General features: G+C 40.3%; 23 protein-coding genes, 1 other RNA gene, 1 pseudogene and 1 riboswitch. Of the genes and pseudogenes, 19 read left to right on the top strand and 6 right to left on the bottom strand.

Features of this window, described 5'->3' with window-relative positions; all coding sequences use genetic code 11:
• Positions 1 to 11: 11 nt before the first annotated feature.
• From ACFPOH_RS16985 to ACFPOH_RS16970, 4 genes are all read left to right on the top strand, one after another.
• Entirely contained in the window at positions 12 to 284 is a 273-nt protein-coding gene (locus tag ACFPOH_RS16985) for a transporter (protein WP_390310756.1), read from the top strand.
• A 164-nt stretch (positions 285 to 448) separates the two neighbouring features.
• Positions 449 to 949, top strand: a complete 501-nt coding sequence (locus ACFPOH_RS16980; protein WP_342470619.1) for a DinB family protein — start codon at positions 449 to 451, stop codon at positions 947 to 949.
• A gap of 738 nt (positions 950 to 1687) precedes the next feature.
• The gene (locus ACFPOH_RS16975) at positions 1688 to 2437 is read left to right on the top strand and encodes a hypothetical protein (RefSeq protein ID WP_390310755.1); all 750 of its coding nucleotides are present in this window, start codon (positions 1688 to 1690) and stop codon (positions 2435 to 2437) included.
• A gap of 110 nt (positions 2438 to 2547) precedes the next feature.
• A complete protein-coding gene (locus tag ACFPOH_RS16970; protein ID WP_390310753.1) occupies positions 2548 to 3903 on the top strand; it encodes an IS1096 element passenger TnpR family protein in 1356 nt (451 codons plus the stop codon).
• A gap of 69 nt (positions 3904 to 3972) precedes the next feature.
• Here the strand turns inward: ACFPOH_RS16970 and ACFPOH_RS16965 are convergent, their stop codons facing one another.
• Both ACFPOH_RS16965 and ACFPOH_RS16960 read right to left on the bottom strand, forming a co-directional pair.
• Positions 3973 to 4752 (bottom strand): DUF4097 family beta strand repeat-containing protein, encoded by a 780-nt coding sequence (locus tag ACFPOH_RS16965; RefSeq protein WP_342580745.1) that lies wholly within the window; start codon positions 4750 to 4752, stop codon positions 3973 to 3975.
• 153 nt (positions 4753 to 4905) lie between these two features.
• On the bottom strand, positions 4906 to 6522 hold the full coding sequence (locus tag ACFPOH_RS16960) for a multicopper oxidase family protein (protein ID WP_342580746.1): 1617 nt from the start codon (positions 6520 to 6522) through the stop codon (positions 4906 to 4908).
• A 553-nt stretch (positions 6523 to 7075) separates the two neighbouring features.
• Here ACFPOH_RS16960 and ACFPOH_RS16955 point away from each other — a divergent pair.
• From ACFPOH_RS16955 to ACFPOH_RS16930, 6 genes and pseudogenes are all read left to right on the top strand, one after another.
• Positions 7076 to 8416 (top strand): LLM class flavin-dependent oxidoreductase, encoded by a 1341-nt coding sequence (locus ACFPOH_RS16955; RefSeq protein ID WP_342580747.1) that lies wholly within the window; start codon positions 7076 to 7078, stop codon positions 8414 to 8416.
• A 260-nt stretch (positions 8417 to 8676) separates the two neighbouring features.
• On the top strand, positions 8677 to 9477 hold the full coding sequence (locus tag ACFPOH_RS16950; RefSeq protein WP_342580748.1) for an ABC transporter ATP-binding protein: 801 nt from the start codon (positions 8677 to 8679) through the stop codon (positions 9475 to 9477).
• 18 nt (positions 9478 to 9495) lie between these two features.
• Positions 9496 to 10316, top strand: a pseudogene (locus tag ACFPOH_RS16945) (ABC transporter permease).
• A gap of 73 nt (positions 10317 to 10389) precedes the next feature.
• Positions 10390 to 11424, top strand: a complete 1035-nt coding sequence (locus tag ACFPOH_RS16940) for an ABC transporter substrate-binding protein (protein WP_390310750.1) — start codon at positions 10390 to 10392, stop codon at positions 11422 to 11424.
• 130 nt (positions 11425 to 11554) lie between these two features.
• On the top strand, positions 11555 to 12748 hold the full coding sequence (locus tag ACFPOH_RS16935) for an MFS transporter (protein WP_390310748.1): 1194 nt from the start codon (positions 11555 to 11557) through the stop codon (positions 12746 to 12748).
• A 201-nt stretch (positions 12749 to 12949) separates the two neighbouring features.
• Positions 12950 to 14284 (top strand): LLM class flavin-dependent oxidoreductase, encoded by a 1335-nt coding sequence (locus ACFPOH_RS16930; protein WP_390310746.1) that lies wholly within the window; start codon positions 12950 to 12952, stop codon positions 14282 to 14284.
• Between the two features lie 239 nt (positions 14285 to 14523).
• On the opposite strand, the gene ACFPOH_RS16925 is transcribed toward ACFPOH_RS16930, so the two are convergent.
• The gene (locus ACFPOH_RS16925; RefSeq protein ID WP_342470608.1) at positions 14524 to 14841 is read right to left on the bottom strand and encodes a thioredoxin family protein; all 318 of its coding nucleotides are present in this window, start codon (positions 14839 to 14841) and stop codon (positions 14524 to 14526) included.
• Between the two features lie 235 nt (positions 14842 to 15076).
• Between ACFPOH_RS16925 and ACFPOH_RS16920 the strand changes: the two genes are divergently transcribed.
• From ACFPOH_RS16920 to ACFPOH_RS16895, 6 genes are all read left to right on the top strand, one after another.
• The gene (locus tag ACFPOH_RS16920) at positions 15077 to 16069 is read left to right on the top strand and encodes a M23 family metallopeptidase (RefSeq protein WP_390310744.1); all 993 of its coding nucleotides are present in this window, start codon (positions 15077 to 15079) and stop codon (positions 16067 to 16069) included.
• A 223-nt stretch (positions 16070 to 16292) separates the two neighbouring features.
• Positions 16293 to 16394: riboswitch (TPP riboswitch) on the top strand.
• Between the two features lie 106 nt (positions 16395 to 16500).
• Positions 16501 to 17187: a thiaminase II gene (gene tenA / locus ACFPOH_RS16915; protein WP_390310742.1), complete on the top strand. Its 687-nt coding sequence runs from the start codon at positions 16501 to 16503 to the stop codon at positions 17185 to 17187.
• A 25-nt stretch (positions 17188 to 17212) separates the two neighbouring features.
• Complete coding sequence (gene tenI / locus ACFPOH_RS16910; protein ID WP_342580755.1) at positions 17213 to 17860, top strand: thiazole tautomerase TenI; 648 nt, start codon at positions 17213 to 17215, stop codon at positions 17858 to 17860.
• Entirely contained in the window at positions 17820 to 18023 is a 204-nt protein-coding gene (thiS, locus tag ACFPOH_RS16905; RefSeq protein ID WP_342471199.1) for a sulfur carrier protein ThiS, read from the top strand. The genes tenI and thiS overlap by 41 nt, the downstream gene beginning before the upstream one ends.
• Before the next feature lie 2 nt (positions 18024 to 18025).
• A complete protein-coding gene (locus ACFPOH_RS16900) occupies positions 18026 to 18793 on the top strand; it encodes a thiazole synthase (RefSeq protein ID WP_342470605.1) in 768 nt (255 codons plus the stop codon).
• Positions 18793 to 19803 carry a ThiF family adenylyltransferase gene (locus ACFPOH_RS16895; protein WP_390310740.1) on the top strand — a complete coding sequence of 337 codons (1011 nt, stop codon included), beginning with the start codon at positions 18793 to 18795 and terminating at the stop codon, positions 19801 to 19803. Before ACFPOH_RS16900 ends, ACFPOH_RS16895 begins: the two co-directional genes overlap by 1 nt.
• Positions 19804 to 19883: 80 nt before the next feature.
• Here the strand turns inward: ACFPOH_RS16895 and ssrS are convergent.
• Together ssrS and ACFPOH_RS16885 are read right to left on the bottom strand one after the other, a co-directional pair.
• Positions 19884 to 20076: non-coding RNA, 6S RNA (gene ssrS / locus ACFPOH_RS16890), on the bottom strand.
• A gap of 131 nt (positions 20077 to 20207) precedes the next feature.
• Complete coding sequence (locus tag ACFPOH_RS16885; RefSeq protein ID WP_408063446.1) at positions 20208 to 20858, bottom strand: YfbR-like 5'-deoxynucleotidase; 651 nt, start codon at positions 20856 to 20858, stop codon at positions 20208 to 20210.
• Positions 20859 to 20995: 137 nt separating this feature from the next.
• Between ACFPOH_RS16885 and ACFPOH_RS16880 the strand changes: the two genes are divergently transcribed.
• Complete coding sequence (locus ACFPOH_RS16880) at positions 20996 to 21436, top strand: DUF2269 family protein (RefSeq protein WP_390310739.1); 441 nt, start codon at positions 20996 to 20998, stop codon at positions 21434 to 21436.
• 150 nt (positions 21437 to 21586) lie between these two features.
• Here the strand turns inward: ACFPOH_RS16880 and ACFPOH_RS16875 are convergent, their stop codons facing one another.
• Positions 21587 to 21763: a putative motility protein gene (locus ACFPOH_RS16875; protein ID WP_208650952.1), complete on the bottom strand. Its 177-nt coding sequence runs from the start codon at positions 21761 to 21763 to the stop codon at positions 21587 to 21589.
• Positions 21764 to 21882: 119 nt separating this feature from the next.
• Between ACFPOH_RS16875 and ACFPOH_RS16870 the strand changes: the two genes are divergently transcribed.
• A complete protein-coding gene (locus ACFPOH_RS16870; RefSeq protein ID WP_390310781.1) occupies positions 21883 to 22443 on the top strand; it encodes a superoxide dismutase family protein in 561 nt (186 codons plus the stop codon).
• A gap of 324 nt (positions 22444 to 22767) precedes the next feature.
• A complete protein-coding gene (locus ACFPOH_RS16865; protein WP_390310737.1) occupies positions 22768 to 23763 on the top strand; it encodes a TAXI family TRAP transporter solute-binding subunit in 996 nt (331 codons plus the stop codon).
• Positions 23764 to 23801: the final 38 nt, after the last annotated feature.

Genomic DNA, 23801 nt, shown 5'->3' with positions numbered 1-23801 from the left:
TTGGAGGTCAAATGACTCCTCCAACAGCCCCGCCACCAAGTTTTACACCTCAATTAAGCTCTTTCCAAGGAACTGCGGAATTTAGTCGCCGAAGCGGTGGCAGAGGAATAGGAAGATGCTTTTTCCGCAATACATTTATTTGGTTGACGAATGGCAATAGTTTCTGGTTTTATCCGGTGTTTGCTTTAGGAAACTCCATTTTCGGTTTCCGTTGGAGAGGAAACCGGGGCTGGGTATACGATGTTCTAAATCGCCAACGCATCGCATTCTTCCAATGCTATTAATCCATAAAAAGGAACCTATGTTTAAAGGGGAAGATTTTATGAATCCCTTTAAACATAGGGAACCCTTCATCATTATTCTACATAGTTCATTTTTTTGACGAATTAATGGGTTCTTTTTTTTATTCTCAAAGAATAATCATTAAAAAGAATGGAGGAGGGAAGACATGATTGAAAAAATACAGAAAGCCCGTGAAAAAGTTTTGAATAGTGTTCGCCACTTGTCTGACGAGCAGTTAAATGAGAAGCCCGGAAAAGGGAAATGGTCCATTGCCCAAGTTTTGGAACATCTGTATCTAATGGAAATGAATACAGTGGACGGAATCATGGAAACGCTATCAAAAAATGAATATAATCCTACCGAAGAAAAACCCATTCATCAAATGCTGGATCGCACAATAAAACGGGTGGCACCGGATGATTTGACGCCTTCTGACAAGTTTCAAACGTTGGATGAACTGGAACGAAAATTAAACAATTCAAGGGAAGCGTTGATAAAGAGCATTGAAGGGGTCAGCGAAGAAGATTTGGAGAATAAGTCCTTTATCCATAGAAGATATGGATTATTGTCCATACGTCAATGGGTTTTGTTAATCGGTTATCATGAAGAGCGGCATTTGCAGCAAATTGAAGAAATTAAAGAAAAATTATTAAAAAAGGTAAATTAAAATAACACCTTCGATTATCACAAGGAATAATCGAAGGTGTTTTGTTGGGCGGTTCTCACATACCGGCAAGGAATTCTCTGATAAGTTCAATAATCCCTGCAGCTTTTCCTTCATTAAGGTATAAGAGAAGATCTTGAACAAATTGCAAAATGTTATCCATCTTTAGACCCCCCATTTCCGAAATATAGTGTCTATTAATTTTTCTACAAGACTAAATTACTACTACTTTCGGATGGAAGTCAAAAGTTATTTTAGTAAAATTTTTGTGAACAAATAAAGTAACTAATAAAAGAAGATGAAATTCGCTTTTTGATCTGTAGAGAAAAAAGGCAGATTCCCCATCTGCGGCATTCATTTCCTCCGCTGTTTGACGTCCTTTTTCCCATGGTAGTCAGCAACAGCCGCTTTTGCCATTGCGAGCAAAAGGTTTTGCTGTTGCCCCCCTGTTATAACCATAATTCTCTAAATTGCGATGGTAAACCAACTCGTTTCAAGTTGATCCTTTCATTGATAGAAAATGAAACTATAGAAGATAGTGTAAATTGATTACATGAACTATTTTTAGCCCAATCCGCCTGAATAGCGATTCTTAAATTCGACTTCCTAAAACGAATCTCACAAACTTGCAAAATTTCGAATAATTTTTCATTGAATTCAATATATATACTATAAAGTTGTGTCTATTTTGTTGCGAAGCAGGTAATTTTTTTTTACAGAACGAATAAGGGGGGGATTGGGGTGGCCATGGCTGCCATTGCTTTGACCGTTTTTGTTATGTTCATTCTCTCGCAGATGGTTTTATATATTCAAATAAAGAGAATGGAGAAAGCAAAAGAATATAAAGAAATAACCCAAGACTATATATTGCCTTATTTAAATGAAATTTTTTTATTTCTGGAGCTGAAATTGGATGTGCGGAAAGAAACGGGTGTCCCGATAATCGATATCAATCCGGAAGAAATTGTAACGAAATTGCAGGAAAAGATCCGTTACGGAAATGCCAGGATTTTGAATGCGCTTTACCGCTATTTCAATTCGGCGGCGTATTTTGAAGGGCGGGGAGAGGCGAAAAACCTGGCAACCTATGATGTGTTTTATCATTTTTTGGATCACGCTTATCACATCATTGAAAAAAGCGGATTCAAAGATGAAGAATTATTGGGTAATATAGAAAAATGGCAAAAAATCTATGGCATGGCATTTGTTTTAACTTCGATATTGGGCAACGATGAAGCGATAAAAATCCTTTCCTTTCGATGGCTATGGAGTCCTGATTTTTTAAATAAAATCCCCTTCCATTTACTGGATGACTTAATCGATAATTATAACCATTCCACTATGGAAGAACATAAGCTGTTGGAGTTTTTGGCAATCCTTAAGAAAGATTTTCAAAAGTCGCCTGAAATTGATCGATTCCAAGAATTGAAGAATTATTTGGAAGAAGCGTTCATGATTGTGGAAAAAAGATGGCTGAATTATAGTAGCTGACTTTGGCTGCTTTTTTATTGTTGAAACTTCTATTTTTGAGAGGTTATTTATATATAATATTATAGGAAATTTTCGGACCAGTATTATTTAGTAGAAAGTAAGGTGAAACGATGAAAGCTTATATCTTAAAACTATCGTTTGAAGGGATAACACCAGAAGTTTGGCGACGGATTATCATACCCGCTGGAGCTACATTCAATCGACTGCATGAAACAATCCAATATGTAACGAATTTTAAAAGCCGCATGGAACCTTACCATGATTTTAGTTTTCCTATGGAGGACGTCATCATCACAAATAATGCGGAACTTATTGAACAGAAAGAAACGGATGGAAAGAAGGTCAAGCAGCCAACTCGCATTAAAATTGATCCATATATTGAGAAATACGGAAAACTGCTTTATCAATACGATTTCGGAGACCAATGGGAAATTTCGGTTATTTTGGAGGACACAGTGGACGATTATTACTTTGGCTACCCGACTTTGTTGGATGGGGGAGGCATGGCGCCGCCTGAAGACGTCGGGGGAGCGGCTGGATATATGGAATTTCTGAAAATTATTCATGATCCCACTCATCCAAAATATACAATAAGCCGTGAATGGGCGGAGAGGGTCGGATATAAGCCGTTAAATATAGAAAGTATCAATCATTCCTTAAAACACGTGAAATTTAAAAAGACCGAATGGGAACAGATTCATCATGAAAATTACGTGGTGTTATCCGATAAATATCGTGGTTCGGAAGTGGTCGATGCGGAAAAAGTGGCAAATAAAGACTTGATTTTAGATTACATTGTCAGTTGCACGAATCTGTATGGCATTATTCCAAATTATAAAGTGATACACATTTACAATTTGCACAACAAGCCGAAAATTACAAGCAAAGATTTGCAAGCCATTACAACAGATGCACATTATAAAAAACTGCTCGAGGAATCCAATGTCGTTGTAAAAATGGATCGGTTTATCCATAAAATCCTTGAAGAAAATAATATTACGGAAAAATTGGAGCAGGTTGTAGTTGGCAAGCCTTATTACATTCCGGATAAGGAGGAATTGCTTTGCTATAAAAATGAACTCTATTATGAAGAAACAAAATATCACCGGGAATTGGGAAATTGGCTTGAAAGGGCGGAAAGCCGGGAAAGCAAATCCGTTCAGGAAATTTTGCGTGAACTCAGTTGGAAAATGAAAGCCATGAATTATAAATTCAACATCACCATGAGGGAATTTTTAAATCAATTTGTGTTTGCAAATATCAATGAAGTGAACGAAGTGACAAGAATGTTATTTTCCGTGGCGAATGTAACAAGAACTTGGGACAATCGGGGATTTACCCCAAAAGAATTGTCGGAGCTTTCCAAACCTAAACCAACAAAAGTGGCAGTGGGCGCGAAAATCGGCCGGAATGATCCTTGCCATTGCGGAAGCGGGAAAAAGTATAAAAAGTGTTGCGGACGATAATAGAAAACCAAGGTGGCCTTACAAGTTCAAGTCTTCCTATGGACTTGCAGGCACCTTGGTTTTTTGATGTCATTTTATTTCGATGGTACCGCTGGATACATCCAAATCGATCCGGTATTTACCGGAACCGTATGTTCCCCGCAAACGGTTATTTCCGCTTTCCTCATTTTTCAGAGGGAAACGATTTTTGATTGTACCGCTTGATATTTCACCATTTAACGTAAAATCGCTATCTTCCGGTAAATCGAGGACGATGCGTCCCGAACTTACTTCCGTTTCGATATTACCGACCAACTTATCCATTTGGACGGATACATTTCCGGATGCGACATCAATATCCAGTTCTCCGGTAAAATGTTTCATATCTATATTCCCTGAAGCCACTTCCAACGAGGCGTTTCCCGCTTTTAATGATTCGATGTCAATATTTCCGGAACCGACTTCCAATTCCAATGATTGCAGTACAGTATCATCCGACAACTTAAAATCAATGTTTCCGGATCCCACTTCCACTTTTAAATCACGGTCGTAGTTTTCAGGAATCGTAACCGTCAATTTTGTTTTTCTTCCAAAATTCAGCAATGAAAACCACTGGCGATGATATTCTATTTCAATTGTATCACCTTTTTTGTTAAGGTTGACATTCCCTTTTCCTTTTAATTCCGCCTCCACATAGTCCTGATTTTTGGAAATGATGGTTGTATCCACACCTTTGATATCCAGCTCGATGGAATCGATTTTGTTTGTTACTTCCGCCCGGTGTTCCTGGGATAAGAACCAATTAGGGACATTGAAAGCCAAACTGATGAGCAGCAATAAAATGACGATGGCTAAAATGATTTTCTTCACAGGAGTTCTCCCTCCTAAATATTGGTTTATGTTTATATTAGACAAAAAAGGGAGGGACAACAACACCCTGCGGCTTTATTTCGCTCTAGGTCTTGAGATGTAGTTTTGTTAAGAGGGGGAACCAAATTTTGAAACTATTGAATAAGAAAAGGATCAGTCATGTTGCTGAACCGGGTGTGTATCTTCTATGACTTTGATCGGGCGCATCATGTCGTGGTCTTCATGTTCAAGCAAGTGACAGTGCCAAATATAGTTGCCTGTATGTTCTTTCCAATGCATGATGACTCTTGTCACCATACCGCTGGGAGCTTTTACTGTATCTTTCCAGCCTTTTTCAAAATCTCGTGGCGGCTCCGGGTCACCGGTAAACTCCAGAATTTTTCCATTGCTTTCTTGGTATAGTTCCAAATTAAATGGCTGACGATCGAGAATCTTGAATTGAACCAAATGAATATGCATTGGATGGGCAATAGGCGTCGCATTAATAAATTCCCAAATTTCGATGCTGTCCATGGACGGTTTTTCTGTACATGGATCGTGGTACATTTTGTTATCCAGCATCATCATGATTCGGCCGTATTTGTCACTGCCGACAGATAGGGGCAATTTTCGGATGACATGGGCATGATGATCATGTAATTCCATCATTTCTGCAAGTTTCGCCGGAATTTCACTCGTATCCTTTCCTTTTAATGGCTTCGTCACACGGAATTGCATAATATCTCTTTTCGGTTGGTCTTCATCAAATAAAGTATTGATCAATTTGATTTTTTCCCCTTTGAATCGGGAGAAATCGACAATGACATCGACCCGTTCTGCCGGCATCAATTCGATGAATGTGACTTCAACCGGCGTTTCCAAGAATCCTCCATCCGTACCGATAAGATACAAAGGCGCCTCGTTTTCGAGCTGAATATTATAAGTGGAGCTGTTGGAGCCATTCAAAATACGGAATCGATATTTTCGGGGTTCCACATCCAAATAAGGCCAAACTTTTCCGTTTACAACCATCAAGTCTCCGTTGAAAAATGGCACTATGGTTGGGATAAATGGAGTCGGAATAGGGAAGGGTGCATCTTCCGGCGGTCTGTCTGGATAAAACAGCGAACCATCTTCATTGAAAGACTTGTCTTGGAGAAGAAGGGGGTATTCATAATCACCCTTTGGCAAATTTAAACGGTCTTCCAATGAATCACGGATGATATAAAAACCGGTCAAACCCGCATATACATTCAATCTTGTCATGGCCATTGTGTGATCGTGATACCAAAGGGTGGTTGCCGGCTGGTGGTTTGTATATTCATGAACTTTTCTTTTGAACTTCGGTCCGGTATATTCATAATTTTGTGTATACCAAGCTTCCGGATGGCCGTCGCTTTCCCAATTAACATTGGCTCCATGGAGATGGACAACGGAACGGACTTCCGGAGAGTCTCCCACGCCGTGCAGTGAGCGGTCGACAGGAAGGAAATGCTTTTTTGGAAGTTTGTTCAAATACTTCACGTAAAGTTTTTTGTCTTTTCTTGCCTCGATTGTGGGGCCTGGGTAGAGCCCGTTATATCCCCAGACTTTTGTTAAAGGGAAATCCCGATGAAATCGATGATATGCTTCCCTCATTGTGATCTCAACATAGGAATTGGCCGGATAGTCAGGATGAGGTGTTGGTTTGGCGACAGGTGGTTTGTGCAAAGGTGTCACAAATTTTGGAACCGTTGCAGGATCTTTCGGATTTACTTTCCTTTTTGACAATTTTCCACACCCTTTAGTCATATTTTATTAACTATCGTATTCATAGGCGGGAGTGAATGTTTCTGGGAAAATCAAAGACGGGTAAGAAAAATCATCAAAAGTTTATAATTCCAATTAATTTTATAGAAATATAAAAATATAGTTGACAATGTGAAGCCTTTTATTTATGATAAATATCAAATTCAATAATAATAATAATAAGCCAACTAAACCAATTAGAGGCTCCTTTATCAATGTGTTGATAAGGGAGCTTTTTGTTTTGATTCGGAGGTGGGGATCATTGAGTGATCAATGCAGTATGGAGTGTTTCATGATCTAGACGAAGATGAAAAGTGAATTACTGGAAATTTTGAATTATAAACAGAGTAAATTGATTGGGATAATTTGTTTTTGGTGGTTGTAAAACGGAAAAGTGCCAACACTTGTACTTATAAAGTTATTATTCTATTTTGGCAAGTCTACTGTTGGGGCTTTTTCTTCAAAAGGAAAATAGCCGGGGATTGGTATACAAATGGATACAATCCTCATAAAAATATCGCATTAAATACAACTAAATTAATAGGAGTGATTAGATATGACAAAAAGACAATTGGCATTAGGCGCATTCGTTAATTTGCCAGGCCATCATGTGGCAAGTTGGAGAGATCCGAAAACAGAGGTAAGAAAAATCACAGATTTATCCTATTTGACGGAAATTGCCCAAATTGCTGAACAAGGCAAGTTTGATAACTTATTTTTTGCGGATGTTTTTGGGCAACCGATTTTGGAGAATGCCCACTCCGGTTTAAAGTTGGACCCCGTTGTGATCATTTCTGCGTTGGCGGCGGTGACGAAACATATCGGTTTAACGGCCACATTGACAACGTCTTATAATGATCCATTCCACGTAGCCCGTAAATTTGCGGCGATTGATCATTTATCAAACGGTCGTGCGGCTTGGAATGTGGTGACATCCGCAAATGAACGGGAAGCATTGTTATTTGGCCGCGATGAGCATTATGCCCATGCAGAGCGTTATGAACGGGCCAATGAATTTGTGGAAGTGGTGAAAAAGCTATGGTTCTCCATTGATCAAGAGGCACTCATTATCGATAAGGAAAGTGGCCGCTATTATGACTTGGATAAAGTGACGGAAGTGAACCATGAAGGAAAATTCTTTAAAGTGAAAGGTACATTGGATGCACCTTCTACACCGCAAGGACATCCGGTCATTGTGCAAGCAGGTTCGTCGGAGGCGGGAAAAGAATTGGCCGCAAAAACGGCGGAAGTAATTTTCACCGCATGGCAGACACTGGAGGATGCGCAAAAGTTTTATCGTGATGTCAAAGGCCGGTTGGCAAAATACGGCCGCGATCCGGAAGACTTAAAAATTATGCCGGGTGCTTTTATTATAGTAGCGAAAACAGAAGAAGAAGCGAAAGCAAAACATGAACAATTGAACAACTATATTACGCCGGATGTAGGATTAGCATATTTATCCAATTATGTTGGATTTGATTTATCGGATTATGACTTTGATGGACCAATTCCGGATTTCGAAGGTCAACAACGTGATCGTACAAATCCAAACATTCGGACGAATATCGTCAAGGGCATTGTCGAAAGAAAAGGGCTAAAAACGTTGCGTGAATTATATAACAATATTGCAGGCGCCCGCGGTCATCGTGAAATTGTGGGGACACCGGAGCAAGTGGCGGATCAATTGCAAGAATGGTTTGAAAACGAAGCGGCGGACGGCTTTAATATCATGCCGCCAACATTCCCGGAAGGCTTTAAAGATATCGTTGAGCTTGTCATTCCGGAATTGCAGCGCCGGGGCATCTTCAAAACGGAATATAAAGGCACAACATTGCGAGAAAATCTTGGCTTGAAACGACCTGTCAATCCGTTTATCCGATCAAAAATTACACAATAGTAACCCCCTCTGAATTCATTGGAGGCTCCTTTATCTTAGGTGATGGGTAGTGGAGCCTTCGGTTTAAAAAAATGTTTATCCTAAATGGTCCAGGTTGCCTTTCGTTGAGGGCATCATTCAACTGCAAATTAATTTGCTGGAAGAACCAAGTAGTCCCTCTTAAGAAACATACAGATCAGTCGATTATGGAGGGACGACCCAGCATTATGCACTATAAATATAGTGAATATATTGATAAATGTTTTTTAAGGAGGTAAGCAATGGATAAAATCAGATTCGAAAAGGTCACGAAAACCTTTTTAATTCGGGATGAAAAGAAAAAAGGCGCACAACGGGAATTTACCGCCATTCGGGATATCGACTTTTCCGTAAAAGAAGGGGAGTTCATAACATTAGTGGGTCCGAGCGGATGCGGGAAGTCCACGTTGCTTGATTTGTTGACTGGTTTAACCCGGCCTACGAAAGGGCGCCTTTTGATTGATGGCCGTGAAATCACGGGTCCAGGGTTGGATAGAGGAATTGTGTTTCAACAATATGCGTTGTTTCCTTGGAAAACCGCGCGGGGCAATATAGAGTTCGGGTTGGAGGCAAAAGGGATTCCAAGAAGTGAATGGAAAGAGCGGTCGGAATATTATTTGGATTTGGTAGGATTAAAAAAGTTTGCCGACCGATATCCCCATGAACTCTCCGGTGGGATGAAACAGCGGATAGCCATTGCACGGAGTTTGGCATTTGACCCGGATGTGCTTTTAATGGATGAACCGTTTGCCGCACTGGATGCCCAAACCCGGGAAACATTGCAAAGTGAGTTGCTGCGGATTTGGCAAAAAACAGGAAAAACAATTATATTTGTTACCCATGGAATTGATGAAGCGGTTTATTTAGGGGAAAGGGTGGTTGTACTGACAGCGAACCCGGGCACGGTGAAAAAGATCGTGGATATTCCGCTAAAACATCGTTTGGAGGATGCGGATATTAAGTCGAATCCGGTATTTGTGGAGAAACGGCATGAGGTATGGAATCTGTTGCATGAGCCGGAATTTATAGGGGCACATATTTAAAAGAAAGGGGTTATGTAAATGGTATCATTTGACAAACCGGTGCAACTGGATGGGAAAGGGAAAATACAAAAGGCGTCAGCCCATTCAACATCATTTTTGGGAAAAGCCTTTAAAAAATCCATTGTACTCATATTATTTGTCTTGTTATGGGAAATTGCGCCGCAGTACGGACTTGTCGAAAAAACATTTTTACCGCCATTTTCGGAGGTGGTACGTGCCTGGTGGGACTTGCTGGTGACGGGAGAATTGTGGAGACACTTTGAAGCAAGCATTTTGCGTTCATTATTCGGTTTTATCCTGCATTAGCAATGGCCATTCCTTTGGGATTATTGATCGGTTGGTATCCGTTGGCGCGGGATTTATTCACACCGATTTTGGAATTGTTCCGCAATACAGCGGCATTGGCATTACTGCCGGTATTTATTTTAATTTTAGGAATCGGTGAAGTGTCCAAAATTGCCATTGTCTTATTTGCTTGTACATGGCCGGTATTATTAAATACGATTTCTGCCGTGAAAAATGTGGATCCATTATTAATTAAATCAGCACGTTCGATGAATATCTCATCTTTTAAATTGTTTTATAAGGTGATTTTACCCGCATCTGTACCGACAATTTTTACAGGAATCCGCATGGCGGGTACAGGAGCGATTTTAGTGTTGATTGCGGCCGAAATGGTGGGTGCAAAAGCTGGACTGGGTTATTTTATTACGTATGCCCAGTACAACTTCCTAATCGCGGAAATGTATGCCGGTATTTTGACAATCTCCTTGTTGGGATTATTAATTAACTATGGACTTTCAAGTGCGGAGCGATATTTTTCCCGTTGGAAACAATAAATTTAATACCAATTAAATTTGTAAATTTAGTTGTGAATAGCGCCATAACTGGAATAGAAAGGTGAGTAAAAGAATGAAAAAGCTTTTGTTATTATTACTGGCTTTAGGATTATCATTAACGATTTTAACAGCATGTGGCAGTGATTCGGAAAAAACAGCGGGAGCAAGCGGTGATGATAAAGGATCAAACGGCCAAGATAAAGTCTTGCAATATACGGGATCACCTGGCACTGTATCATATCCGGAATTGGCGGAAGCATTAGGATATTTAGGGGATCTTAAATTAGACAGGGTCAGTGACTCGACAGGAGGCCCTGAAAACATTCAGTTAACTGCAACGGGTGAAATCGACTTTGGTTCAGCATTTAACGGAGCGATCATTAAGTCTTATGCCCAAGGTGTAAAAATTAAATCTGTCATTGGTTCGTACGGAAGTGATGAAAATACCTTCATGGGTTTTTATACTTTGGAAGATAGTGACATTAAAACAGCAAAAGATTTAATTGGAAAAAAGATTGGCGTTAATACGTTAGGGGCCCATGCGGAATTTGCAATCAAACAGTTTTTGCGTGATAACGGATTAACGGAAGATGAAATCAAAAAAGTTGAATTGGTTGTTGTCCCAATGGCAAGTGCGGAACAAATTTTACGGGCTGGCCAAATTGACGTTGTGCAACTTAGTGGCATTTCAAAAGATAAGGCGCTGGAAAATGGCGGTATTCGCCCTGTTTTAAAAGATATTGATCTATTTGGCGAATTTACAGCAGGAGCTTATTTCTTTACAGAAAAATATATTGAAGAAAATCCGGACACAGTGAAAACTTTTGTGGAAGGTGTGGCAAAGGCGATTGAATGGGCAAGAACAACTCCACAGGAGGAAGTCGTTGCGAAATTGGAAGAAATCGTTTCATCCCGTGAAGGCAATGAACCGACAGAAAATCTGAAATATTGGAAAAGCACAGGGATAGCGGAAAAAGGCGGAGTAATTGCGGAGAAAGAATTCCAAATTTGGATTGATTGGTTAGTGCAAAACGGAGAGTTGAAAGAAGGGCAAGTGAAATTAGAGGATTTATACACAAATGAGTTCAATCCTTTTGCGAAACAATAGAATGAAATATGTACCGGAAAAGAAGAACATGAGAAGTTCGCGATAATCTTTTATCTTTACACTAGATATGAATTTTTCCGATAAACCCCCATTCCAATGTGGGGGTTATTGGAAAAGGGAGTGCGGAAAGTTGGATCAAAAGCTTTGGACAAAGGAATTTATCATTATTTCCTTAGTCAATTTTCTATTGACCATGATGTATTTTTTATTGATGGTCACAATGTCAAATTACGCAGTCGAAACATACGGTGCAAAGGTCAGCACCGCTGGACTGGTAGCAAGTATTTTTGTCCTTGGGTGTCTGGTAGGAAGGTTGGCATTGGGAAAGCTGGTAGAGCGGTTCGGCTTGCTGCAAGTACTCATTTTCGGGTTGCTTGGAATCGTGTTAGTATCGTTGGGCTACTTTCTTGCGTATAGTGTTGCGACATTATTGCTTATCCGTATTTTGCATGGTTTTACAGTGGGAGTTGTCAGTACAACGGCAAGCACCATTTGCGTTCGGATTGTACCTGCCGCCAGGAAGGGAGAAGGAATCAGCTACTTTAGCTTAAGCCATGTTCTCAGTTCAGCGATCGGTCCATTTGTTGGGATGATGTTAAACCATTTAAATAATGGATTTCAATGGATGTTTGCTTTAAATATAGTGACCGTATTGATTTGCATGTTCATTATCAAACTGGCGGGATTACAAGTGCCAAATATGGAGAAAGCGGCAGTGGACGGAAAGCCGAAAATCTGGAATATCTCCAATTACATCGATAAACAGGCAATTCCAATTTCTTTGTTAATCATGATGTTCGGTTTTTGTTTTTCCAGTGTGACTTCCTATTTAATGTTATACGGAAAAGAAACGGGATTAATTAAGGCAGCCAGTTATTTCTTCCTCATCCATTCCTTATGTATCCTTTGTTCAAGACCATTTACAGGAAAAATCATGGACGCACGGGGAACGAATATTGTTGTATACCCCTGTATGTTACTGTTTGCGACCGGGATGTTTATTTACAGCCAATCAACAGCCGATTGGATGATTCTAATAGCGGCTGCTTGTATGGGATTAGGTTTTGGCAACATCAATTCGGCCGCGCAGTTGATTGCAGTGAAAAATGCGGATCCTGACCGTTTGGGTCTGGCGACAGCAACGTACTTTATATTTATGGATTTAGGTTTCGGTTTAGGCCCCTATCTTTTAGGCCATATAATAGAAGGCATCGGCTTCCGGATGTTATATACCATGGCGTCCTGCATTGGACTAATTTGTATACCGATTTACTATAAGATTTATGGAAACAAAGAAATCATTCCTATATTGGAAGATAAATAAAAAAGGTAAAAATAGCCGCATTCAAAGGAGCAGATGCGGTTACATCCCGTGTAAACGGTATGTCACATCAATTAAGGTGTTTTCACCGCCTTAGTTATTGCTTTCATTTTACACCAGCTTACTAGTTAACTAGAGGCTACTATTCCTTCGTAAAAAAGGAATGGTAGCCTTTTAAAATAAATAAAAAAAGGAGAGATTGGAATGAGCAAAAGACAATTAAAATTAGGAGCATTCTTTAATGTACCAGGCCATCATTTCGCAAGCTGGCGTCATCCTTCAACGCAGCCGGAACGTACACTGGATTTGGATTATTTCGTGGAACTGGCGAAAATCGCTGAGCGTGGCAAGTTTGACACCATTTTCTTTGCGGACGGTTTTGGTCAGGAGTTGGAGGAATATTCACCATCAGGCATTAAATTGGATCCAATTATCATCCAATCCGCCTTGGCTGCTGTGACAAAGAAAATCGGTTTAGTGGCGACGGTCACAACATCGTATAATGAGCCATTCCAATTAGCGCGGAAATTTATCGGCTTGGATCATTTGTCAAAAGGGCGCGCTGCATGGAATGTGGTTACATCTAACAGTGAAAGGGAAGCCCCACTTTTCGGAAGAGATAAACATTTGGCTCATGCAGAGCGTTATGAACGTGCGGAAGAGTTCGTAGATGTGGTGAAAAAGCTGTGGTTATCCATTGATAAAGATGCGCTTGTCATTGACAAGGAATCAGGAAGATATCTTGATTTATCGAAAGTTCAACCTGTAAATCACGAAGGCAAGTGGTTCAAAGTGCGGGGAACGCTGGATGCACCGACATCTCCACAAGGGCACCCGGTCATCGTCCAGGCGGGTTCCTCCGAAGCGGGGAAAGAGTTGGCAGCCCGTACAGCGGATGTCGTTTTTACAGCGTGGCAAACGTTAGAAGAAGCACAGGCTTTTTACCGTGATCTGAAAGGACGTCTGGCAAAATACGGACGAAATCCGGAAGAATTGCTAATTATGCCGGGTGTCTATATTACGGTAGCAAAAACGGAAGAAGAAGCGGTTGCAAAACGGAAAGAATTGGATCAATATATTCATCCAAAGGCCGGGTTAAAGTATTTATCCCATTTCTTCGGAGCGGATTTAACACGTTATCATATCGATGATCCACTTCCGGAACATTTCGATGGGGAGGATAAGACAAATCCGCGCATCCGTGCGAACATTGTGCGAAATATCGCCAAACGTGAAAATTTAAAAACCATTCGTGAGCTATACGAATTTATCGCAGGGGCCCGCGGACATCGTGAAATTGTTGGTACACCGGAGCAAATTGCCGATCAATTGCAAGAATGGTTTGAGCAGGGAGCCGCAGATGGATTCAATGTGATGGCGCCGACTTTCCCGGATGGACTTAACGATATTGTTGACTTGGTTATTCCGGAATTGCAACGCAGAGGCTTATTCCGGACTGAATATGAAGGAACAACTTTACGCGAGAATTTAGGATTAAAAAATCCTGCACGTACGGTAATTGAAAACGTGAAAGGTTAATGGATGATTTTCCCTACTAAATGGCTCACTAGGAAACTGGAGGCCATTTTTTTATTGAATGGGGTTTTCTTATTGTTGAAAAATGGGAAGGGAATTTCCTGATTGCCGGATTTGCGGTTTGCATAGTGGATGTGCAATAACAATTATGAATGAGGTTCAGTGACGCTTATGGTATATAAGAAAAAATATCCCACAGAAAGCCATATATTGCTATTCCGTGGGATTGGTTATGTAAAACCTTAAAGAGGTAACCCATCAATAAAGTTTTCAATTTCCTCTTGCGTTTTTCTGTCCCGGCTAACGAAACGGCCAATTTCTTCCCCTTTATTGTAGGCAATGAAACTTGGAATTCCAAAAACGTCCAGTTCGCCGCATAAATCAATAAATTCATCCCGATCTACTTTTACAAAAGTATATTGAGCATATTTTTCTTCGATGGCAGGAAGAAACGGTTTAATAAATACGCAGTCTTTGCACCAATCTGCAGAAAACACAAATATGATGCGCTCTTCGTTTTTCAGTTCATGAAATTGCTCTACGGATTGCAATGATTGCATTTATGACTCCCCCAAATATAAATAGTATGATAAATGGTATCATATCATAATATTTACTACAAAACAAACAGATTTACTCTGAATATATAGGTGGGGAATTCCATTATGCTTAACATGAGTTGTTAAGCGTTTTTTATGTAAAAAAATCTTTGCATTTAATAAAAATTTTTCATCCCATAAAGGACTCATGGTTTGAAAAAAACGGGATATTCTAAGGGGGAAAGGAGGATTGATTTTGGTCCGAAAAATAATTCTCTCCTTGGTTCTTGTGCTTGCATGTTTAACGGCCTTTTCCTCTTTTGCAAACGCGAGCGAACATAAGGAAGATGTGTACAATGAGCGGATGAATTTGTATAAAAGCTATGAAACGCCATTTGTTCCCTGGTATCGTTTGGCGGCTGTCGACCAATATGAACGGAATATTCAGGAAGTGCGAAAGGATATTCCAAAGCGGGAAAGCGCCATCGCCATTCATTTTTCCCATGAATTCTGGGCAGGTGAACTGAATCCTGACACAGATGACACTACGCCGTTTACCATTCAGTATTTTGGCGGCAAGGGCCTTGATGGGAACGGCGATGGCAAAGCCGACCGGAATGATGACCAAGATATTTTATTTACGATGGCCACCTATTTAGGGAAATTTGGCCCATCGGAGGAAGATTTTAAAACGGCTTTATGGGAATATTACAAAGATGAAAAAATCATCAATCAAATTATAACCATTCAAACGCTTTATAAACATTTCAATACAATTCAGCTGGACAAGCATATTTTTCCCCTCCCGGTCCGTGGATACAATTATAGTTATAAAGGGACTTGGGGTGCCAGCAGGGGATGGGGCGGAAGACGAATCCATGAAGGAACGGATATTTTTGCCGGTTATGGCACACCGGTTTTATCTACGTCTTATGGCGTTGTTGAAGTAATGGGTTGGAACCAATTTGGCGGTTGGCGGGTCGGCATCCGGGATCATCATAATACTTATCATTATTATGCTCATTTGGCGTATTTCAATAAAGAGTTGAAGGTGGGCGACATCGTGGAGCCTGGAACCATTCTTGGCGGTGTTGGAAGTTCGGGATATGGGAAGGAAGGAACGAGCGGCAAATTCCCTCCGCATTTGCATTATGGCATGTATAAATTCAACGGGCGGACTGAATGGGCTTTTGACCCGTATCCGCATCTTTTGCAATGGGAAAAGCAGACGAAGCAGGAACGCAAATAATAAGGTTGCTTTAGCGTGCCATTCGCTAGGGCAACTTTTTTGTTGCGAGAACATTTTGATAAAAGCCGCAAGGGATCTGTTGAAAATGCAAGTCCTCCAGCATCTCCTTGGATTTATCCAAAGTCGCAAAGTCTTGAAAAAAATTCCAAATAAATTATCCATTTTATCCTATTGAAATATTTTCTTGCCCATGTCACAATGATTGTAATTTCATAGTGCATTATCCAATCACTAGGGGTGCTAGTTTTAGCTGAGAGAGGCATTGCCTCAACCCTTTGAACCTGCACTAGGTAATGCTAGCGAAGGGAAGTGGTTGCTGGGACTCGTATTGTCTTTTTATGTTTTTTTACAGTTTGCCGATTTCGGGTTTTCAAGCCACTTCTTTCAGGAAGTGGCTTTTTTTCATGAACAAAAAAAGATGGGGGATAGGAATGCAATTCACAGATCGACTTTTTGAAAAGTATCATACCGTTTGGAGAAAAAATCATGAACATCCTTTTGTGAAAGAGTTGGGAGCAGGAACACTGGATCCTGACAAGTTCCGTTTTTACATGATACAAGATTATTTATACTTAATCGATTATTCCAAATTGTTTGCATTAGGTGCTGTGAAAGCGCCAAATCTCGAAGTGATGACGGTGTTTGCCAACCTGCTTTATTACACGATGAATGAGGAAATGGCGTTGCACAGAAAATATGCCAGCCGTTTTGGAATCACGGAAAAAGAGTTGGAAGAGGCAAAACCTTCCCCGGTAACCCTTGCTTACACCCACTACATGTTGGCGGTTGCCCAAAACGGCTCCATCGCCGAATTGGCGGCTGCCCATTTGGCTTGTGCATGGAGCTATTGGGAGATTGGATGTGAATTGGCTGAAATCCCGGGGGCAAAAAATCATGAATTATACGGCGATTGGGTAAAAACGTACAGTTCAGAAGAGTTTGGCCAGTCTGCGCAATGGAATCTCGATTTGCTCAATCAATTGGCGGAAGGGAAGCCGGAATCCGAACTTCAGCGGCTGGAAGAAATCTTTTTAAATACGACCCGATTTGAATACATGTTCTGGGATATGGCTTATCATCAACAAATGTGGCCGATGGATGAACAGGTGACTGCATAATTTTTTGCGAAGGGAAGTCGTTTGGTTGGAACTGCACATAATCACCGATGGGAAAAAGACAAATGAAGAGTTGAAGGAAATCATTACATCGGTTTCTGCTGTTGTGGATTACATTCATATACGCGAAAAAAATAAATCGCCCCATGAGATTGTTGCTCTAGTAGAGGAGTTACTAAAGGCAGGGGTGCCGAAAGAAAAGCTTGTCATCAATGACCGGCTGGATATTGCTCTTGTGACTGGAATTCCGAATGTGCATCTGCCAGGGAAGGGGCTTCCGGTAGAAAAGGTCAAAACGGCATTTCCACATATGAAAGTGGGGGTCAGCATCCATTCCCTTGAAGAAGCGGAAAGAGCGGAAGAAGCAGGAGCTGATTACTGTTTATTCGGCCATGTTTTTGAAACGGACAGCAAAAAGGGATTAATGGGAAGAGGAACGGGTGCCCTTGGTGTAATTGTTGAACATGTAAAGATTCCAGTGATTGCCATCGGCGGAATTACTCCTGAGAATGCCGGAAAAGTGCTGGAGAAAAAAGTGCGCGGCATTGCAGTGATGTCTTACATTTTCTCATCGAAACACCCAAAAGAAGCGGCAACCCGTTTAAAACAAGTGTCAAAGGGGAAGGGGGATGACGTTGCAACTTTATATCAATGGACAGAAGACGGAAGTGGATAACAATGTGAAAAATGTGGCAGATTTGCTGAAGTCTTTTCAATTGCAAGGACGGATTGTCGTTGTTGAACAGAATGGAAAAATTATACTGAAAGAGCAATATGACAAACAGCCGGTAAATGATGGCGACAAAATCGAAATCGTCCATTTTGTTGGAGGGGGATAAACATGTTAAAAATTGCAGATAAAGTATTCCAATCAAGATTATTGCTAGGTACAGGGAAGTTCCCGAATTTTGAGGTCCAAAAGGAAGCGGTGGAAGCATCCGGAGCGGAAATTTTGACTTTTGCCGTAAGAAGAATGAATATTTATGAACCGTCACAGCCGAATTTTCTGGAAATGCTCGATCTTTCAAAATACACCCTCCTGCCGAATACTGCCGGGGCAAAAACGGCGGAAGAAGCGGTGAGGATTGCAAGACTCGCCAAAGCATCAGGACTGTGCGACATGGTGAAAGTGGAAGTCATTGGGGATGATAAAACCCTTCTTCCGGATCCGGTTGAAACACTAAAAGCTTCAGAAATGTTATTGGAAGAAGGTTTCATTGTCCTTCCTTATACTTCCGATGATGTAGTCTTAGCGAAGAGACTCGAAGAATTGGGGGTGCATGCCATCATGCCGGGCGCTTCACCCATTGGTTCAGGGCAAGGGATTGTGAATCCGCTGAATCTCTCCCTCATCATTGAGCAGGCGGGTATTCCGGTCATAGTGGATGCGGGAATCGGCTCGCCTGCGGATTGTGCCATTGCGATGGAGTTGGGGGCAGATGGCATCTTATTGAATTCAGCGGTGTCCGGGGCAAAAGATCCGGTGAAAATGGCAAAGGCCATGAAGCTGGCCATCGAAGCGGGAAGACTTGGATATGAAGCTGGCAGAATTCCGAAAAAACGGTATGCTGTTGCCTCCAGTCCAATAGAAGGGATGCTTCTTTCCTAATGGAACGGTATTCCCGGCAACGGTTGTTTTCCCCTATTGGTGAGGAAGGACAGAAGAAATTATTGGAAAGCCATGTGCTAATTGTCGGGGCAGGAGCGTTAGGTTGTGCCAATGCGGAGATGTTGGCACGGGCGGGCATCGGGAAAATCACCATTATCGACCGGGATTACGTTGATTGGACGAATCTCGGTCGGCAGCAACTTTATACGGAAGAGGATGCAAAACGGAACATCCCAAAGGCCATTGCGGCACAAAACCATTTACAAGTAATCAATTCAACGATTGATATTAAAGGGATTGTTGGAGACTTCTATATTGATTCAGAAGAAATAGTGAAAGATGCCGATCTCATCATGGATGGGACAGATAATTTTGAAACGAGATTTGTCATCAATGATATGGCAATGAAACATGGCATTCCCTGGATTCACGGGGCAGTGGTAAGAAGTTATGGAATGACCGTTTCCATTGTGCCAAAACAAACACCATGTTATCATTGTTTGCTCCAAACGCTTCCTTCCGAGGGTTTAACTTGCGATACCGTCGGGGTGATCAGTCCGGCAGTGCAAATGGTTGCATCCTATCAAACGGCAGAGGCTTTGAAATATCTGGTGAGCGGAGAAGTGTCCAAAGAATTGGTTTCCTTTGATATATGGAAAAGGGAACACTCGATCATCGATGTATCATCATTAAAGAGGGCGGATTGCCCTTCGTGCGGGGAAAATCCCTCATTCCCATATTTGAGGAAGGGGACGGGTTTGAAAACAGCGGTGTTGTGCGGCAGAAATACGGTGCAGATTCGTCCGCAGCAAACGCAGCAATTTTCATTAGAAAGGATTTCAAAAAGGCTCCATACAATCGTTAAAAACTTAAAAGTGACCCCTTACTTAATGTCCTTCCAGGTGGAAGATGTCCAAATGGTTCTTTTTCAAGATGGCAGGGCATTGATCCATGGAACGAAAGAGGAAGAAAAGGCGAAAAGGATTTATCAACGGTATGTGGGGGCATGAAAGACCGTTGAATGCCAAAATAAAAAAGCTCTCCTGAACAGAGAGCTTTTTTACAAACCATTGTTTTACCAATGTTTGCAGTGAAAGCCGCCTTGCCGTAATATTAATAGAAAGTTTTAAAACCACGACTCCACCAGGTGGGTGTTCGCAGAAGATTTCCTGTCTATCGTCATTCACCGCAGTGTGACGCCCGCCATTCCATCTTCGATCTAAAACTCCCTTTTACAGTTCAAAGGTTAAAACTTAATATGTGTACGTACAACGCAGCTTTAATGTAATAGTAATGGAATATGTAGCTTGCCGCAAGTAAGTATCTTTTAATAAAAAAGTCAATTATTTAATATAAAAAGCGTTGGAGGTATTTTTTGCAAGCAAAAATAAAAGCCTCATTCGATTTAACCAAATTAATCCTGAGGCTTTATTTTGTCCAATATTTCATTGGTCAATTTGGCGACGTCAATTTGCGTATCTTCTTTCATGACGTCCTTCAAAATTTCATTCCTGAAATAACGGACACTTACTTTCAAAGGCATTTGAAGAAGTTTCGTTAATGCTTGTTGATACATAATGATAAATTCTTTATCTGTATTGCCCCGCTTCAGCTCGGCAAAGGATTCATAAAATTGATCGAGCTTATCCGCAAATTCCAGCAGACGGCCTTCCAATGTCCCATCTTTTCCTTCCTTCATCCGCTCGAAGAAAATTTCTTGAAATTCAGCTGGAATCTCTTCTTTTATAAATTTTTCCATCATTTTTTCTTCCACATGGGCAAGCATCTGTTTCAATTCTTCACTGGCATGTTTGACCGGTGTTTTAATATCTCCAATGAACACTTCGGCAAAGTCGTGATTGATGGTTTTTTCATAAAGGGACTTCCAATTGACTTTTGCCCCGTGCATTTCTTCCAAAGTTCCAAAAAACAAAGCGTATTGGGAAACTTTCCATGAATGGGCGGCCACATTATGTTCTTCGAATTTAAAACGTCCCGGCGCCCGAAAAATACGTTCCAAATCATTTAAACTTGTAAAAAATCTATGAATTCCGATTGTCAACACTCCTATCATGTATTGATGAAATATACACTATTTTATCCAAAGAGTTTTCTTTTAAACAAATGAATTGTCACGAAATCTCAAATAAAAAGTATTTTAAATACATGTTATACTAAGAGTAGCATAAAGGAATGGAAGTGATGAACTTGTTGCATACCGTTTTTTTATATATCCATATTTTAAGCGCAGTGATTTCGATAGGACCTTTAGTAACTTTAATTCCCATCACAAAGAAAATGGAAACAGCTGATGAAAAAGAGATGGTCGGATTTGTGAAGTCGTTTCAACTTGCGATTACGGTGGTAAAACATGCTGGCCACATTCTTGTACTCTCCGGAGCGATTCTTGTGATGATTTCCGGATGGACATGGAAGGATTCGTGGATTGTGCTTACTTTGGCTATTATGTTTTTATCGATTGTGTTTTTGGCGAGAGCTTTTAAACCGACTTTAAATACTTTTGGAACAAATGCGTTTAAAAAAGAAGAATTTATTTCAAAATTGCGGAAAGCTACATGGAAATATATTTTTCTATTGCTCATTATGCTATGGTTAATGGTTTCAAAGCCGATGTTCTGGTAGGCGAATCAAAAGATTGTAATATTATACATATGATAAACTACAAAAAACGGTACTATTTATAGTATGATAAAGGTGTGTACTGACGAAGGGCAATATATGAAAAAAGCGAATGGAGAAAACGCACTGTTTTCCCGTTCGCTTTTTTATTGTTTATACCGAAACATCAATAATATTTCCTTTATATGGATGATTTGCTTCAGGCTGAGGTTGTTCCAACATCTCTACTACACCCGCGGCTCCTAAATTGAGCGCTCTGTCTAAAATACTCAATTGGACTGTTTGTTGTAGTGAGGCAAGTTGGCTTGACATGATTGAATTGATATCCATAAAAAAATCCCTCCTTTCGAATAATATCGGAAAGTTTTTCAAGTTTCCCACCGGTTTTTGAATATTTATCCAATCCCTTGTCGAAACTTTTTTCGAAGGAGGGAAGCTATGTGAAAAAAATGATTTGTTATAGTTTACCATTCAACCTGCTTCTTTTAGGGGGCTGCGGTTTTTTGGGAGCAACAAATGACAATTCTGAACAAATATCAACAAACGCACAAGCCGCTTTAACTGCACAAGCAACAATGATTGATACAGAAGGTAAGGAATTGGGGATTGTGAAATTTACCGAATCAAAAGAAGGTGTTCGAATCCATGTGAAATTGGAAAATGTGCCGGAAGGGGAACATGGTTTCCATATCCATGAAGTTGGAAAGTGTGAAAAGCCGACGTTTGAATCTGCTGGAGCCCATTTTAATCCTGGAGGAAAAGAGCATGGTTTTGAAAATCCAAAGGGCTTCCATGCAGGAGATTTGCCTAATGTTAAGGCGGACGAAAGCGGCGTTGTCGATGTGGAATTTATAGCCAAGCATATTACTTTAGAAAAAGGAAAAGAACATTCATTGTTTGATGAAGATGGCAGTGCTGTCATTTTGCATGAAGTTTCGGATGATTACAAAACCGATCCATCTGGCAATTCCGGCGTGCGTATTGCTTGCGGAGTTATAGAATCAAAATAATTTTATTTTTTAACGGGCTGTCTATAAGGGAAACTTTTTAGTTTTTAGGCAGCCTGTTTTTTGGTTCAAGAGTAACATTTTATTTTTTAAATATAATTTAGAAAAATAATATTATTTAGAAAATTAAAACTTTATTTTGTACTATAACAACGGTTTGATCGCTAAAAACGTTGATACGAAAGCTATAAATTCTATTTTGATATTAATATATACTTTTTTAAACTCTATTATTCTATAAAAAGGATTTGACACAGGCAAATAGTAATAGTTACAATTGAACTGTGCTATTACACATTTGATAGAAGCAAAGAGGAGGGGTTATGTTTGAAAAGTAAAAAGTTTTTATTTTTAACGGTGCTAAGCATTATGCTGGTGATGCTTTTAGCTGCATGTGGTGGAAAAGAAGACGATTCCAGCACAAAAGATAGTTCAACAGAGGGGGATAACAATACATCATCATCAGACATCAAATTCTTAAGTATGGTAACAGGCGGTACACAAGGTACTTACTATGCTTTAGGCGGTACATTTGCAGAGTTGATTACAAAAGAAACAGGTATTAAAACAACTGCGGAAGTGTCGCAAGCATCTGCTGCAAACGTTAATGCTTTAAAAGCAGGAGACGCTGAAATTGCTTTTGTGCAAACAGATATTGCATATTATGCGAAAAATGGTCTTTTAATGTTTGATGGAGAACCAATGGATGATTTAGTGGCAATTGGCGCCCTTTATCCAGAAACAGTTCACTTAGTAACAACAGCGAAATCAGGCATTAAATCATTTGATGATTTAAAAGGTAAAAAAGTTTCTGTTGGTGCTCCTGGTTCCGGTACTTATGCAAACGCTGAACAATTGTTAGAAATACATGGTTTAACAATGAATGACATCCAACCACAAAACCTAGACTTTGGTGAATCTGTAGACGGTTTACAAGCAGGACAAATTGATGCAGCCTTCATTACTGCCGGTTATCCAACTGCTGCTGTGGAATCTTTAAGTGCACAAGAGGATGTAGTAATTGTTCCAGTAGATCCTGAAAAAGCAAAAGCGTTAATTGAAAAATACCCTTATTACAAAGAAGATGTGATTCCAGCAGGTACATATGGCTTAGCGGAAGATGTACCAACTGTATCCGTACTTGCAATGCTTGCAGTGAAAAAAGACTTGCCTGAAGATGTAGCATACGGCATTGCAAAAGCAATCTACGACAATACAGACAAAATTGGACATGCTAAAGCGGAATACATTAAGAAAGAAAGTGCTTTAGACGGCATCGGTATTGATGTGCATCCTGGTGCGAAAAAATATTTTGAAGAATAATGGTTGTTTAACAAAGTGAAGGGCTTGAAGGCTAATGC

The sequence above is a fragment of the Ureibacillus suwonensis genome (assembly GCF_042655065.1).
Taxonomy (GTDB): domain Bacteria; phylum Bacillota; class Bacilli; order Bacillales_A; family Planococcaceae; genus Ureibacillus; species Ureibacillus suwonensis.
The sequence above is the reverse complement of the archived record's forward strand: the minus strand, read 5'-3'. Positions and strand labels throughout refer to the sequence as shown.

Bases quoted from the DNA above. Each gene is read 5' to 3' on its own strand.
- ACFPOH_RS16985 (WP_390310756.1), top strand. From the start codon at position 12: ATGACTCCTCCAACAGCCCCGCCACCAAGTTTTACACCTCAATTAAGC.
- ACFPOH_RS16980 (WP_342470619.1), top strand. From the start codon at position 449: ATGATTGAAAAAATACAGAAAGCCCGTGAAAAAGTTTTGAATAGTGTT.
- ACFPOH_RS16970 (WP_390310753.1), top strand. From the start codon at position 2,548: ATGAAAGCTTATATCTTAAAACTATCGTTTGAAGGGATAACACCAGAA.
- ACFPOH_RS16960 (WP_342580746.1), bottom strand. From the start codon at position 6,522: ATGACTAAAGGGTGTGGAAAATTGTCAAAAAGGAAAGTAAATCCGAAA.
- ACFPOH_RS16955 (WP_342580747.1), top strand. From the start codon at position 7,076: ATGACAAAAAGACAATTGGCATTAGGCGCATTCGTTAATTTGCCAGGC.
- ACFPOH_RS16950 (WP_342580748.1), top strand. From the start codon at position 8,677: ATGGATAAAATCAGATTCGAAAAGGTCACGAAAACCTTTTTAATTCGG.
- ACFPOH_RS16940 (WP_390310750.1), top strand. From the start codon at position 10,390: ATGAAAAAGCTTTTGTTATTATTACTGGCTTTAGGATTATCATTAACG.
- ACFPOH_RS16930 (WP_390310746.1), top strand. From the start codon at position 12,950: ATGAGCAAAAGACAATTAAAATTAGGAGCATTCTTTAATGTACCAGGC.
- ACFPOH_RS16925 (WP_342470608.1), bottom strand. From the start codon at position 14,841: ATGCAATCATTGCAATCCGTAGAGCAATTTCATGAACTGAAAAACGAA.
- tenA (WP_390310742.1), top strand. From the start codon at position 16,501: ATGCAATTCACAGATCGACTTTTTGAAAAGTATCATACCGTTTGGAGA.
- ACFPOH_RS16900 (WP_342470605.1), top strand. From the start codon at position 18,026: ATGTTAAAAATTGCAGATAAAGTATTCCAATCAAGATTATTGCTAGGT.
- ACFPOH_RS16895 (WP_390310740.1), top strand. From the start codon at position 18,793: ATGGAACGGTATTCCCGGCAACGGTTGTTTTCCCCTATTGGTGAGGAA.
- ACFPOH_RS16880 (WP_390310739.1), top strand. From the start codon at position 20,996: ATGAACTTGTTGCATACCGTTTTTTTATATATCCATATTTTAAGCGCA.
- ACFPOH_RS16875 (WP_208650952.1), bottom strand. From the start codon at position 21,763: ATGGATATCAATTCAATCATGTCAAGCCAACTTGCCTCACTACAACAA.
- ACFPOH_RS16870 (WP_390310781.1), top strand. From the start codon at position 21,883: ATGATTTGTTATAGTTTACCATTCAACCTGCTTCTTTTAGGGGGCTGC.